Origin of the sequence: Actinoalloteichus caeruleus DSM 43889 (assembly GCF_000429185.2) — a bacterium.
In the GTDB taxonomy this organism is placed as follows: Bacteria; Actinomycetota; Actinomycetes; order Mycobacteriales; family Pseudonocardiaceae; genus Actinoalloteichus_B; species Actinoalloteichus_B caeruleus.
In genome coordinates this window covers 5,725,051-5,737,885 of the sequence record NZ_AUBJ02000001.1, presented here as the reverse complement: position 1 = coordinate 5,737,885, position 12,835 = coordinate 5,725,051, and the positions used below count along the sequence as shown (strand labels likewise).

Below are 12,835 nucleotides of genomic sequence, written 5' to 3'. Positions count from 1 at the left end.
AGACACCACACGGCCTCGGCAGCCCACACAGGTACGCACGGGAAGCGTGCCCGGATGTGACCGCGCGGGTGCCCCCGGTCGGTGGTGATCCAATGAAAGTCTAACCCTTGCCGTTCACTCAGCCGAACCGGCTGCTGGTGCGCCCGTGGCTTCGCCCGACGACTCCCCGCCGCCGGCGACCGGCGTGCTCGGTTCGGCGTCGCTCCGGATGTCGATCCGCCACCCGGTCAACCTGGCCGCCAACCTGGCGTTCTGGCCTTCCTTGCCGATCGCGAGCGACAGCTGGTAGTCGGGAACCACCACCCTGGCCGTCTTGGCGCGTTCGTCGACGACCTCCACCGATACTACCTTGGCCGGCGAGAGCGCGTTGCCGACGAAGGTCGCCGGGTCCTCCGAGTAGTCGACGATGTCGATCTTCTCGCCGCCGAGCTCGCTCATCACGTTGCGCACCCTGGCGCCCATCGGGCCGATGCAGGCGCCCTTGGCGTTGACGCCCTGCACCGTGGAATGCACCGCGATCTTGCTGCGGTGCCCCGACTCCCTGGCCACCGCCGGGATCTCCACCACACCGTCGGCGATCTCGGGGACCTCCAGGGCGAACAGCCGCCGCACCAGGTTCGGGTGCGTCCGGGAGAGGGTGATCTGGGTTCCCCTGGCTCCCCTGGCGACACCGACCACGTAGCACTTCAGCCTGCTGCCGTGCTCGTAGGACTCCCCGGGCACCTGCTCGGCCGGGGGGATCACGCCCTCGGTGTCCCCCAGCTCGACCACGACCATGCCGCGTGAGTTGGCCCGGGAGTCCCGCTGCACCACACCGGCGAGGATCTCGCCTTCCTTGGTCGCGAACTCCCCGTAGGTCCGGTCGTGCTCGGCGTCCCGCAGCCGCTGCAGGATGACCTGCCTGGCCGTGGTGGCCGCGATCCGACCGAAGCCCTCGGGGGTGTCGTCCCACTCCGGGCCGGGCTCCCCGTCCTCGCCGACCTCGTGGGCCAGGACCCGCACGACGCCCGTCTTGCGGTCGATGTCGACCCTGGCGTGGGACTGGTGGCCCTCGGTGTGCTTGTAGGCCGTCAACAGCGCGGTCTCGATCGCTTCGAGGACGGTCTCGAAAGGAATCTCCTTGTCACGCTCGATCGCCCGCAGTGCGGCGATGTCCACGTTCACTTCGGCCTCTCCTCGCTCGGGCCCTGCTCGGGTGCGGCCCCGTCGTCGGCGGCACCCCCCAGGTCCAGCAGCTTCAGTTCGTCTACCGGCGGCTGCCGGAACTCCACCTCGACGACGGCCCGCTCCACCTCGTGGAACGCGAGCCTCCGCAGGCTGCCGTCGACGAGCAGCGTGACGCCCTCGTCGTCGGCCTCGCCGACCCGGCCGGTCAGCTCACCGCCCTCCGCCAGCCGCGTCCGCACCAGGCGGTGGCGAGCTCGGCGCCAGTGTCTCGGCCGCGTGAGGGGCCGGTCGACCCCGGGCGAGGTGACCTCCAGGGTGTAGGGGCCGGCGAGCACGGATTCGCGCTCGTCCAGGGCCGAGGACACCGCACGGCTCGCCTCGGCGATCTCGTCGAGGCCGACCCCGCTGTCACGGTCGACGACGACCCTGACCACGCGGCGCCCGCCGGCGCGCTGGACGTCGAGCGACTCCAGGTCGTAGCCCAGGTCGTCGACCACTCCGGCGACGATCGTCTCGAGTTCCGCGGCGTCCTGCCCGCTCGGCACGTCCGACACTCCCCACTCCCGGTGCAGGCCGGGTCGTGGCACACCGTCTCGACGGAGGCATGCCCAGGACCGACCGGCGCTGCACCTCGCCGGTCGTGGTCGCCCAGCGTAGCGCGTGCCCGCTCGACGTGTTGCCCCACGCCGGGTGGGTGGCGGCACGCCCGCGCCCCTGCCCGGCCGACCGGTTCACCGCCGCTGGCAGGATGATCCCCCGTGACCTCGCCACCGCAGGGCCGCTTCTCCTTCGGCCGACGGAGACTGCTGATCGCCGGCGTGCTGGGAGCCCTGGCGGCGCCGGTGCTCGCCGCCTGCACCTCCGAGCCCCCCGCCGAGCCGGAACCCGACGTGCTCGAACCGCTGCTCGCCTCGGCCAGGGCGGACGCGGCGTTGGCCGAGGCCGTCGCCGCCGCCCACCCGGGTCTCACCGCGGTCGCCCTGGTGGCCTCGGACCGCGCCGAGCACGCCGAGGCCCTCGCCGAGGAGATCGACCGGGCCAACCCGCCAGCGACGGGCGGTGAGGAGCAGCCGGCCACCTCGTCGGCCGCCCCGCCCCCACCTCCCGAACCACCGGGAGATCCCGAGGCGGCCCGCCAGGAGCTGTTGGCCGCCCTGGACGCGTCCCGCGAGCAGGCCAGCGCCCTCGTCGCCACCGTGCCGGGTTTCCGGGTCGGGCTGGTCGCCGCGGTCGCAGCCAGCTGCACCACCCTCCACGACGTCCTGTGAGGTCCCGTCCATGAGCACGTCAGCAGACGCGAACCAACCCACCAGCCCGTCCGGGACCCCGCTCAGCCCGGCGGCCGAGGCCACCGACGCGGTCCAGCGCGCCCTCGCCGCCGAGCACGCCGCGTTCTGGGCCTACGGCCTGGCCGACGCCTACCTCGACGAACAGCACGACGGGGCGCTCGCGGAGGGCCGGACGGAGCACCGCCGCCGCCGCGACGAGGTCGAGGCGCTGCTCACCGCGGGAGGGACCAACCCGGTGCCGGCGGAGCCCTCGTACCAGACACCCGAACCCGTGGTGGACGCCCGTCCCGCGCTGGTGCTGGTCCTCACCGCCGAAACCGACGTCGCCGCGGCGTGGCGGTACGTGCTGGAGCGGACGGCCGACGGCGAACTCCGGGCGGCGGCCTTCGCCGCGCTGGTCGACGCGGCTCGGCGGGCGGTCGGGTGGCGCCAGGCGCTCGGGCTGGACCCCGTCACCGTCGCCTTCCCCGGGCGCGGCTGAGGTCCGGCACCACCGGCGCGGGCGGCGCGGGGCCCACCGGTACCACCCGACGGGTTGGCGCCGCTGCCACGCCCGGCTGGTCGGCGGGGTCGCGGACGACCAGCCGGATGCCGTCCCGCATCACCTCCGAGGGACGGCGGGCGGGCGTCAGCTCCCGTCGTCCCAGGCGAGCTCCAGCCCTTCCTGGGCGATCTGGCGGAGGAGGTCCTTGTCACCCGTCCGCCCCGGGTCGAAGAAGGCCGTCTCAACCACGGTCAGCGTGCGGCTCTCCAACTGCGAGGCGTACCCGTACTCCGAACCCCGGCGGTGGAGTTCGGTGGGGCCCCCGTCGAACCGGACGTCCTCGCGGAGCAGGTCCTTCACGTTGCCGGTGTTGTCGGTGTCCAGCAGTGCCTGGAGGTCCCGCGCGGCCTGTTCGTCGGGCATGGTGGTGCTGACGACGGAGACCACCACCTGCTCGCCCTGGTCGGTCTCGGTCGCGTAGAGCCAGCGGTGCAGGCTCTCGCACTGCTGCTCCTCGAAGAACTGCTGGGCCGGCCCCCCGTAGGAGGACTCGACGCAGTCGACGTGGCTGCCCTCGTCGAACCTCTCGGCCTTCTTCTCGAAGCGGCTGGTCTCCTCCGGTCCGCTCGACTCGCTGGGGGCCGAGGAGTCGAGCGCCGTGGTGTCCCCGGTGCCCCCCGTCCGCACGTCCTCGGTGCCGCCGTCCGGTCGCAGTGCGAGGTAGAGGCTCCCGGAGATCACCGCCACCCCGACCAGGCCGAGCGCCTGGAGGGCGAGTCGCTTGTACTTCTGGTTGTCGCCGCCGCCCGTCGCCGCCCGGGTCCTCGGAGGTGGACCGCCCGGTCCGCCGGGGCCGCTCGCCGGACCGCCTGGTGCGACGGGCCCGCCTGGACCGCCTGGACCGCCAGGTCCGACCGGGCCGTAGGGGCCGCCCGGGCCCCCGGGCGGCGGGCCTCCGGGCGGCGGGCCTCCGGGCGGCCCGGAGTGCGCGATCGCGGCCACCGGGATGTCCACCGCGGTGCCCCCTCGGGGGGCGGACGCGCCCGGTGGCGGCGTGGGTGGCGCACCGGGGCCCGTCTGGATCGTGGGTGCGGCGTTCGGGGGTAGGGGGACGCCCGGAGGCGGGGAGTGCGACGGGGCGTGGGCCGCGCCACCTGACGGGAAGCTGCCCGGATGCGCGGGACCGCCCTGCGGTGGTGCCCCGGGAGAGTGGCCGACCCGGGCGGTGGCGGCCGCCTCCGGTGGCGGTGTGGGGCCCGCTGGCACCACCGGGATCGTCGTGGTGGGCCTCTCGTCCGGCGTCGGTTCGACCGGCGCGCCCATGCGGGACAACGAGGGCGTCGACCGGGTCGTCCCACCGTGCTCGGCGGGGGTGGGCGGGGGCGCGCTCGCGGTCAGGGCGGCCGAGGACCGCAGGGCGGGCGAGGACCGTTCGGCCGGGCCTCCGTCCGGGCTCGCCGGGGTCTCACTCGCGGTGGGGCGATCGGAGGAACCACCGGTCCGCTCGGCGGCCGGAGTCACCGGGTCGCCGTCGGACATCTCGTCCGGCGCGCGCCACGGGGACGCCTTGCCCGCCGTCGCCGAGGTCGGTGGAGGAACCTCCTCCTTCACAGCGGGCAACGGAGCGGTGTCATCGTCTCGCCCGTTCGTGTCGCGCTGACTCGCTGGGTCGGGTGCGCTCTCCACGTCGGACATGAGATCACACCGTAACCGCACTCACGGAGCCGCCGAAACGGGTCCCGCCTCCGCCGCGCTCCGAGAACCCGACGCGCGCAGGGCGTGGACCGCGCGGCGAACGTCCTCGTCCGTGTTGTACAGGTGGAACGAGAAGCGGAGCGCACCCGCTCGCTGGGCGCAGCGCACGCCAGCCCCGGCCAGCAGGTCCATCACCTCGGGTATCGGCCCGGGCGCGGGCACCGACACGATCGGGGAGGCACCCTCGCCCAGCCCCAGTTCGGCCCGGAAGCGAGCGGCGAGTCCCAGGACGTGCCGGGAGACCTCGGCGAGGTCCAGACCCGCCAACCAGGGCAGGGAGTGCGCGGCGCCGACCTGGGCCAGCCAGACGGGGGAGATGTCGTAGGCCCTCGCGTCCGCGGCGAGGCGCAGGGGAAGGCCGTACACGGTCCGCCACGGGTCCTCCCCGGCGTACCAGTTGGCGGCGTGGGGGACGGTGCGGGAGCGCGCCCGCTCCGACAGGGCCATCCAGGCCGAACCCCGGGGGCTGAGCAACCACTTGTACCCGGCGCACACGACCCAGTCGGCCCAGTCCAGCCGCAGCGGGAGCCAACCGGCGGCCTGGGTCACGTCCAGCAGCACCGGCGTGCCCCGTTCGGCGACCGCGCGGAGCCCCGCGAGGTCGGCGATCCGCCCGTCGGCCGACTGCACCGCGCTCACCGCGACGAGGTCGTGGTCCTCGGCGGCGGCGACGAGGTCGTCGAGCTCCACCTCCTCGGTGGTGACGCCCCTGTCGCGTTGGGCGGCGAACGGGAAGGTGACGCTGGTGAAGTCGCCCGCCGCGGTCAGCACCCTGGTCCCCGGCGGGAGGCTGGCGGCGACCAGGCCGACCAGCTGCGACGCGCTGGCGCCCTCGGCCACGTCCGAGGTGGCGACCCCGACCAGGGACGCGAAGGCGGCGCGCGCCTCACCGACCCACCGGTCGTACCCGGGGGCCGTCGACCGGCCGCCTGCCCAGTCCCGGATGTCCCGTTCGACGGCCTCGGCTGCCAGGGCGGGCGGGATCCCGATGCTGGCGGTGTTCAGGTAGCCGACCGGTACCGCGAAGTCCTGACCGAACGCACTGCGCACGCGTCCGAGACTACGACCACGCCGGCTCGGGCGGAACAGCCTCGCGGGCGCCAGCACGGGGGTCGTTCGGCGACCGCGACCGCGCGGCACCCTCGGGAGCCCCGTGGTGGTGCCGTCGCACGGCGTGGGGACGTGGCAGCGCGGCGGCGAGGAGTCGCCGTGGAGCCGGGTTCCCTGCCCCGGCACGTGCGCCGTCGTGGGGGTTCCGGCTGCTCGGCTCCCGCGATGCCACGAGCGCCGGCGGCGCCGCGCGTCGGGGCGCGGTGCCGGTGGCGAGGAGTGGGGGTGACGGCGGGTGCGGCGAGCCCGCGAGCGTGAGACGGCGCCGCGCTCGAAACCGGCGGCGGGCGGCGGCGCTGGCCGTGCGACGGCGGGGAGCGGGTGACGACCCACGACGGGAGGCGGCGCACCTCGTGTGCCCGGACCTCGGGAGCCACGCGCATCGCTGGAACGGTCCTCCGGCCGGCTGGGAGTCCCGGCGGCGGCCGGGGCGGAGGCGGTGCGCTGGTCCGGTGCGCCCCGGGTTCCCCGCCGTCGTGCCCTCCGCGCGGCACTCCTCGGCCGGGACTCGTCGACCAGGCGCACCACCCACCTCGGGCCCGTGCTCCGCTGCGGTGGGCACCACCGCGCTCCTAAGGTGGACACCGTGTTGAGTGAGGAGTTCGAGATCCGCACCGGTTCGGTCGAGGTGGTCTACGACCTGACGGCCGAGTGCGAGCAGTTCCTGAGCCGGGTGCCGCGAGCCGACGGCCTGCTGAACGTGTGGGTGCCGCACGCCACCGCCGGTCTCGCGGTCCTGGAGACCGGGGCCGGTAGCGACGAGGACCTGCTCACGGCGCTGAACGACCTGCTCCCCCGGGACGACCGGTGGCGCCACCAGCACGGAACGCCCGGTCATGGCCGGGACCACGTGCTGCCGGCGCTGGTACCGCCCTCCGTGACCGTCCCGGTGCTGTCGGGGCGGATGGCCCTGGGGACCTGGCAGTCGGTGTGCCTGGTGGACACCAACGTGGACAACCCGGTGCGCCGGGTGCGTCTGAGCTTCCTGGCCGGCTGATCGGCGCCCGGCCCGGCCGGATCCGACCCGGGCTCAGGCCTGGTGGGGGCGCAGCCCGGCGGCCCCGGCGAGCAGTTCGTAGGAGCGGCGGCGCTCCCCCGGGTCGAAGATCTGCGAGGTCACCATGACCTCGTCCGCCCCGCTGCGCGCGATGAGCCGGTCGAGCCCGGCGCGCACCGTGTCGGGGGAACCGACGACGTGGGAGGCCTGGAAGGCGTCGACCACCTCCCGGTCGAGGGGGGTGAAGGGGTGGGCGGCGGCCTCGTCAGGGCTGGGCAGCGTCCCGGGGCGGCCCGTGCGCAACCGCAGGATGGCCAGGCCCTGCGAGCCGGCCAACCACTGGGCGTGCTCGTCGGTCTCGGCGCACACGACGCCGGCGGCCACCATCGCGTAGGGCTCGGACAGGACCTCCGAGGGGCGGAACGAGTCGCGGTAGACCTCCAGCGCCGGGAGCAGGCCGGCGGCGCTGAAGTGGTAGGCGAAGGAGAAGGGCAGACCGAGCAGCCCGGCGGCCCTGGCGCTGTAGTCGCTCGATCCCAGCAACCACAGCGGTGGCCGGTTCCCGGCGGCCGGGACGGCGTGGATCCGCCCGGGACCGACCGGCCCGTCCGGGTGCTGCCCGAAGTAGTCGATCAGCTCCCGCAGTTGACGGGGGAAGTCCTCCACCGACAGCGGGTTCGCGGTGCGGCGCAGGGCGGCGGCGGTGTGCCCGTCGGTGCCGGGTGCCCGGCCGATACCCAGGTCGATGCGCCCCGGGTGGAGTGCCTCGAGCATCCCGAACTGCTCCGCCACCACCAGCGGCGGGTGGTTGGGCAGCATCACCCCACCCGATCCGACGCGGATGGTGGAGGTGGCGGCGGCGACCTGCCCGATCAGCACCGCCGGCGCCGAGCTGGCGATGCCGGGCATGTTGTGGTGCTCGGCGACCCAGTAGCGGTGGTACCCGAGCCCTTCGACGTGCCGGGCGAGTTCGACCGAGTCGCGGAGGGCCCGGGCGGAGGTCGAGCCGGTGGGGACCGGTGCCAGGTCGAGTACGGACAGCGGGATGTTCACGGGGTCGCTCACGGTCGGGTTCAACGCGTTCCGGTGGGCCTGACTTCCCACCACCGGGTGGTGGTCCTGGTCACAGCCCGCCTTCGCCGTCCCGCGCCGGGGTGGCGGCGGCCCCGGCTACGGTGACACGCATGACTTGGCCAACGGGTGGGCCGGGCGGTCCCGGTGACGGCAACTCCTGGGGCAGGGACCCGGCTTCCACGACCGGACGACACGACTCGGCGGCAGCGCCGTCGTACTCGGGCCTCGGGGTGTACGGCCAGCAGGGGGAGCCCTCCGGTCCCGATCGCCGGCGGAAGGTGTTGATCGGAGCCCTCGCCGCCGTCATCGTGGTCTGCGTCACCGCGACCGTGGTCCTGCTCGTCGGTGGCGGCGAGGAGGAGACCGCCGGGGGCGACGACACCCCGGCGCCGGCTCCCACCTCGGAGACGTCGGCGACCGCCGAGACCGCCGCCGCGCAGGAGGGCCAGGACGGGCCCGCTCCGCTGATCCCGGACTGGCTTCCCGTCGCGTCCGCCGAGCGCAACGCCGTGTACGACGTCCCACCGGGTTGGGAGGAACGCGAGCAGCTGGGGTTCACCCTGGAGAACGGCGACGAGATCTGGTACTCGGCGCCGGCCTCCTACCAGTGGGACTTCTGCTCCGCGCTCGACTACTCGGCGCGGGGTACCTCGGGGATCTGGGAGGTGGCCGAGCCCGACCAGGGTGCCGCCGCCCGCCAGCTCGCCGAGGACATCGCTCGTTCGGCGTACGGGTACTTCGACCAGGAGACGGGCGAGACGATCTCGGAGTTCGAGTACAGCGAACCGACGCCGGTGACGGTGGGCGTAACACCCAGGGCAGCCACGTGCGGGCGGAGGTCCTGCTGGGCCAGACGCACGACTGCCTGCCGGCGACGGGCGTCGTGCACGTGGTGACCATCCCGTCGACGGCCGGCGGTTCGCTGGCGATCGTGGCGACGGGCGACCAGAGCGCGGCGCACGGCGTCGCCGACTCGGACCTCCGGCAGATCGTCGAGAGCCTGCGCCCGCTGAACTGAGGGCCGGTCCCGGCGGGGTGGCGGTCACGGGAGCCGGGGCTCCCGTGACCGCGTCCGGTCAGGCGTCCAGCGCGGTGCGCAGGTGGTCGACGAGCGCTCCGACCTCGACGTCGGTCCGGTCGCCGGTGCTGCGCCGCTTGACCTCGACGACGCCGTTGGCCAGTCCCCTGCCGGCGACGACGATGTAGGGCACGCCGACGAGTTCCGCGTCGGCGAACTTGACCCCCGGGGAGACGGTTCGGTCGTCGAGGATGACCTCGATGCCGGCGGCGTCCAGTTCGGCGGCGATCCGTTCACCGCCGGCCCGGATCTCCTCGTTCTTCCCGGCGACGACGAGGTACACCGAGGCGGGGGCGACCGAGGCCGGCCAGACCAGGCCGAGTTCGTCGTGGTGCTGTTCGGCGATCGCGGCGACCAGTCGGGACACCCCGATCCCGTAGGAGCCCATCGTGATCCGGATCGGCTTGCTGTCCGGACCCAGCGCGTCCAGGCCGAAGGCGTCGGCGAACTTCCTGCCGAGCTGGAAGATGTGGCCGATCTCGATTCCCCGCGCGGCCACCAGCGTGCCCTCGCCGTCGGGTGCGGGGTCGCCCTCGCGCACCTCGGCGGCCTCGATGGTGCCGTCCGGGGTGAAGTCCCGGCCGCAGACCAGGTCGACGACGTGGTGGTCGGCCTTGTCGGCGCCGGTCACCCACGCGGTGCCGGTGACCACCCTCGGGTCGACCAGGTAGCGGACCCCGTTGGCCAGCAGGGCGCCCGGGCCGATGTAGCCCTTGACGAGGAAGGGGTTGTTCCGGAAGTCGGCCTCCTCCAGCAGGGCCACCTCCGCCGGGTAGACCGCCGACTCCAGCCGCTTGAGGTCGACCTCCCGGTCGCCCGGCAGGCCGACCGCGAGCAGCTCCCAGTCCTTCGCACCCGGCTGGCGGGTCTTCACCAGGACGTTCTTCAGCGTGTCGGCCGCCGTGAAGGAGCGGCCGAGTCCGGCCGAGTTCAGGAACCCGACCAGGCTGTCGATGGTGGGGGTGTCCGGGGTGTGGTGGACCTGCGCCTCGGGCTTGTCCTCCACCGGCTGGGCGGGCGGCGCGGGCGTGACGACCGCCTCGACGTTCGCGGCGAAGTCCGACCCGGTGCTGCGGACGAAGGTGTCCTCCCCGGTGGGGGCCTCGGCGAGGAACTCCTCGGAGGCCGAGCCGCCCATCGCCCCCGAGGTGGCCGACACGATGACGTAGCGCAGGCCGAGGCGGTCGAAGATCCGCTGGTAGGCGGCGCGGTGCAGCTGGTAGGAACGTTCGAGCCCCTCGTCGTCGAGGTCGAAGGAATAGGAGTCCTTCATGACGAACTCGCGGCCCCGGAGGATGCCGGCCCTGGGCCGTTCCTCGTCGCGGTACTTCGTCTGGACCTGGTACAGCACGACGGGGTAGTCCTTGTAGGAGCTGAACTCGCCCTTGACGGTGAGGGTGAACAACTCCTCGTGGGTGGGACCGAGCAGGTGGTCGGCGCCCTTGCGGTCCTTCAGCCGGAACAGGCTCGGTCCGTACTCGGTCCAGCGGCCGCTGGCCTCGTAGGGTTCGCGGGGGAGCAGGGCGGGGAACTGGATCTCCTGGCCGCCGATCGCGTCCATCTCCTCCCGCACGATCCGCTCGATCCGGCGGAGCACGCGCAGCCCGAGGGGGAGCCACGAGTAGCCACCGGGGGCGACCCTCCGGACGTAGCCGGCGCGGACCAGCAGTCGGTGGCTTGGCACCTCGGCGTCCGCCGGATCCTCCCGCAGGGTGCGCAGGAACAACGACGACATCCTGGTAATCACGGCAAGCTCCTCGGCTGGTCGGGTGCGCACGCGAGGCCGGGCCGGCGGCCGGGGCCGCGCCGCGTGGCCGTCGCGAGTGTGTGCCTTTGTTGGTTCGCGGGCAGAGTAGCGAGTCGGCCGTGACACTCCGCGACTGATTACCGGCCGCGGACCGACCGCCCGGATCGTCGCGTCCCCGCTCCGCGCCTCGCCGTCGGTCGCCCGGCGGTGGGGCCGTCGATCCGCGCGGTGCGCGCACCGGGCTGGTCCTCGGCCGGGTCGGGGCGGCGGCCGACGTGGGAGAGCGGGGCGGGATCCGGGGTCGGGGGTGACGCGTGGCGAGGCGGGCGGGGGCGCTTCAGTACCCTCCCCGACCATGCTGGTGCTGCTGCCCCCGTCGGAGACGAAGTCGAGCGGCGGCCAGGGCCCCGCGCTGCGGCTCTCCGGCCTGTCCTGGCCGGAGTTGGAACCGGTGCGGCGCCGGGTCGCCGACGCCCTGGTCGGGCTGGCCGGGGACGTGCCGGCGAGCCTGTCCGCGTTGGGGCTGTCCGAGCGGCAGGAGGACGAGGTCGCGCGCAACGCGAGGTTGTGGTCCGCGCCGACCGCTCCCGCGCTGCTCCGGTACACCGGAGTGCTCTTCGACGCCCTGGGCGCGCCCGAGTGGGGGCCGGTGGAGTGGGAACGCGCCGGGCGGCGCCTCGCGGTGTGTTCGGCGCTGTTCGGCCTGCTCCGCGCGACCGACCGGGTGCCGGCGTACCGGCTCTCGGCCGGCAGCCGACTGCCGGGGCTGCCGGCGCCGCGCACGGTGTGGCGCCCCGTGCTGGCCCCGCTCCTCGCGGGCGTGGAGGGGCTGGTCGTGGACCTGAGGTCCGGGGCGTACGCCGCGTTCGCCCCGGTTCCGGGCGCGGTGACGGTCCGGGTGCTGTCCGAGGACGCCGGGGGCGGGCGCACGGTGGTCAGCCACCACAACAAGGCGCACAAGGGGCGTCTGGCGCGCGTGCTGGCCACGGCCGGGACCGCCCCGGCGGACATCGAGGGCGTGACGGGGCTGGCCCTGGCCGCCGGGATGCGAGCGGAACCGGTCTCGGACACCGCGCTGGACCTCGTGGTTCCGCGCGGCTGACCGAACGCTCGACCCCTCCACGCGCGGGAGCCCCTCCCCCACGCCCCGTGCGGAGCCTCCCGGCCGGCCGCGGCGGGGGCGTCGCGCCCGGCGCGTCGGTGGGCCGTGGGAGGACCAGGTCGCGCCGGTGGGAGGTGGGGTCGAGGGCTGGGCCGTCCGGGGCACCCTCGGGCCCGAGCGGTGGGTGGGCGCGCGGGCACGGCGGTGGAGGGCCGTCGTCGACCCGGTCCCCACACCCCGAAGAAAAGTCGCCGGCGCAGGGCGGTGGGGTCAGGCTGGGCGCACGGTTCACGCCGCGTGCCGTCTTGGAGCAAGTGCCCGTGCCGAGTTGCCCCGTGGCCGACGCGCGCACCCCTCGTACGCCCGCCCGCCGCGCCCGCCGGCCGGGAGCCGCCCGCTCCTCCCAGCCGGCCGGGGCGCCCTCCCCCGGAGGTCCCGCCGTGTCCCGCTTCCGCGCCGTCGACCTCGCCGACCGCGAGGCCGACCCGATCGACGAGTCCCCAGCCACGCGTGTCCCACCGCGCGCCCGGCCGGTCGGGCGGTGGCCACCGCCTCGACCAGCGTCGCGACCGGTCGACCGGGACGGATGCCGAGTCCGGGTCGAGGGGGGCCGCCTGGTCGTCATCGACGTGCCCCGGCTGGTGGACGTCGTGGGCGATCCGTGTGGTCTCGCCCACCCGTGGCGGGATGTCGACTCGGTGCTGTCCTGGTTCCGGGCTCGGGGACTGCCGCCGGAGGTCGCCGACCCGGAGGTGGTGTACGCGGAGCTGGTGGCGGCGGCCGGACTCCCGTGCCGTGGCTGGTGGCAAGGCGTTGCGCCCCGGTGGTGTAGGAGCGTGTCGGGCCTGGCCGGGTGACGCCGGAGGTTGACCGGGACGTGTCGGGAGGGATGCGGAGGTCAGGGTGACGGGGCCCGGGGGGTGGCACGACGGCTTACCCCGGGGTGAGCGATGACCGACGGCGACCGTGTAGGCTCGCATCGCACCGTGACGGACGCGTCGGCAAGCGTCCGCTGATGGCTCGACGAAGGCC

The 12,835-nt window shown here is 74.6% G+C and carries 13 protein-coding genes; 7 read left to right on the top strand and 6 right to left on the bottom strand.

Annotation, left to right across the window (positions count from 1 at the left end):
* Window positions 1–114 precede the first annotated feature (114 nt).
* Window positions 115–1,164, bottom strand: coding sequence for a transcription termination factor NusA (gene nusA, locus G443_RS23475; protein WP_026419966.1), 1,050 nt, complete (start codon window positions 1,162–1,164; stop codon window positions 115–117).
* Window positions 1,161–1,721: a ribosome maturation factor RimP gene (rimP, locus tag G443_RS23470; protein WP_026419965.1), complete on the bottom strand. Its 561-nt coding sequence runs from the start codon at window positions 1,719–1,721 to the stop codon at window positions 1,161–1,163. The genes nusA and rimP overlap by 4 nt, the downstream gene beginning before the upstream one ends.
* Before the next feature lie 204 nt (window positions 1,722–1,925).
* On the opposite strand from rimP, the gene G443_RS23465 reads away from it, so the two are divergent.
* Together G443_RS23465 and G443_RS23460 are read left to right on the top strand one after the other, a co-directional pair.
* Window positions 1,926–2,435 carry a hypothetical protein gene (locus G443_RS23465; protein ID WP_051314218.1) on the top strand — a complete coding sequence of 170 codons (510 nt, stop codon included), beginning with the start codon at window positions 1,926–1,928 and terminating at the stop codon, window positions 2,433–2,435.
* A 10-nt stretch (window positions 2,436–2,445) separates the two neighbouring features.
* Window positions 2,446–2,937 (top strand): ferritin-like domain-containing protein, encoded by a 492-nt coding sequence (locus tag G443_RS23460; protein ID WP_051314217.1) that lies wholly within the window; start codon window positions 2,446–2,448, stop codon window positions 2,935–2,937.
* Window positions 2,938–3,084: 147 nt separating this feature from the next.
* Here the strand turns inward: G443_RS23460 and G443_RS23455 are convergent, their stop codons facing one another.
* Window positions 3,085–3,681: a hypothetical protein gene (locus G443_RS23455; RefSeq protein ID WP_155886226.1), complete on the bottom strand. Its 597-nt coding sequence runs from the start codon at window positions 3,679–3,681 to the stop codon at window positions 3,085–3,087.
* A 975-nt stretch (window positions 3,682–4,656) separates the two neighbouring features.
* Window positions 4,657–5,745: an aminotransferase class V-fold PLP-dependent enzyme gene (locus G443_RS23450; RefSeq protein WP_026419961.1), complete on the bottom strand. Its 1,089-nt coding sequence runs from the start codon at window positions 5,743–5,745 to the stop codon at window positions 4,657–4,659.
* Between the two features lie 646 nt (window positions 5,746–6,391).
* Here G443_RS23450 and G443_RS23445 point away from each other — a divergent pair.
* Complete coding sequence (locus G443_RS23445; RefSeq protein ID WP_026419960.1) at window positions 6,392–6,802, top strand: secondary thiamine-phosphate synthase enzyme YjbQ; 411 nt, start codon at window positions 6,392–6,394, stop codon at window positions 6,800–6,802.
* Between the two features lie 33 nt (window positions 6,803–6,835).
* On the opposite strand, the gene G443_RS23440 is transcribed toward G443_RS23445, so the two are convergent.
* Window positions 6,836–7,867 (bottom strand): LLM class flavin-dependent oxidoreductase, encoded by a 1,032-nt coding sequence (locus G443_RS23440; protein ID WP_035292810.1) that lies wholly within the window; start codon window positions 7,865–7,867, stop codon window positions 6,836–6,838.
* 119 nt (window positions 7,868–7,986) lie between these two features.
* On the opposite strand from G443_RS23440, the gene G443_RS23435 reads away from it, so the two are divergent.
* Both G443_RS23435 and G443_RS25220 read left to right on the top strand, forming a co-directional pair.
* Window positions 7,987–8,772: a DUF8017 domain-containing protein gene (locus tag G443_RS23435; RefSeq protein ID WP_155886224.1), complete on the top strand. Its 786-nt coding sequence runs from the start codon at window positions 7,987–7,989 to the stop codon at window positions 8,770–8,772.
* Complete coding sequence (locus G443_RS25220) at window positions 8,703–8,894, top strand: DUF8017 domain-containing protein (RefSeq protein ID WP_155886223.1); 192 nt, start codon at window positions 8,703–8,705, stop codon at window positions 8,892–8,894. The genes G443_RS23435 and G443_RS25220 overlap by 70 nt, the downstream gene beginning before the upstream one ends.
* A 58-nt stretch (window positions 8,895–8,952) precedes the next feature.
* Here G443_RS25220 and G443_RS23430 read toward each other — a convergent pair whose 3' ends face one another.
* Window positions 8,953–10,701, bottom strand: a complete 1,749-nt coding sequence (locus G443_RS23430; RefSeq protein ID WP_026419957.1) for a proline--tRNA ligase — start codon at window positions 10,699–10,701, stop codon at window positions 8,953–8,955.
* A 355-nt stretch (window positions 10,702–11,056) separates the two neighbouring features.
* Here G443_RS23430 and G443_RS23425 point away from each other — a divergent pair, with 355 nt between their 5' ends.
* On the top strand, window positions 11,057–11,803 hold the full coding sequence (locus tag G443_RS23425) for a YaaA family protein (protein WP_026419956.1): 747 nt from the start codon (window positions 11,057–11,059) through the stop codon (window positions 11,801–11,803).
* A 440-nt stretch (window positions 11,804–12,243) separates the two neighbouring features.
* Window positions 12,244–12,660, top strand: a complete 417-nt coding sequence (locus tag G443_RS23420) for a hypothetical protein (protein WP_026419955.1) — start codon at window positions 12,244–12,246, stop codon at window positions 12,658–12,660.
* The last annotated feature ends 175 nt before the right edge of the window (window positions 12,661–12,835 follow it).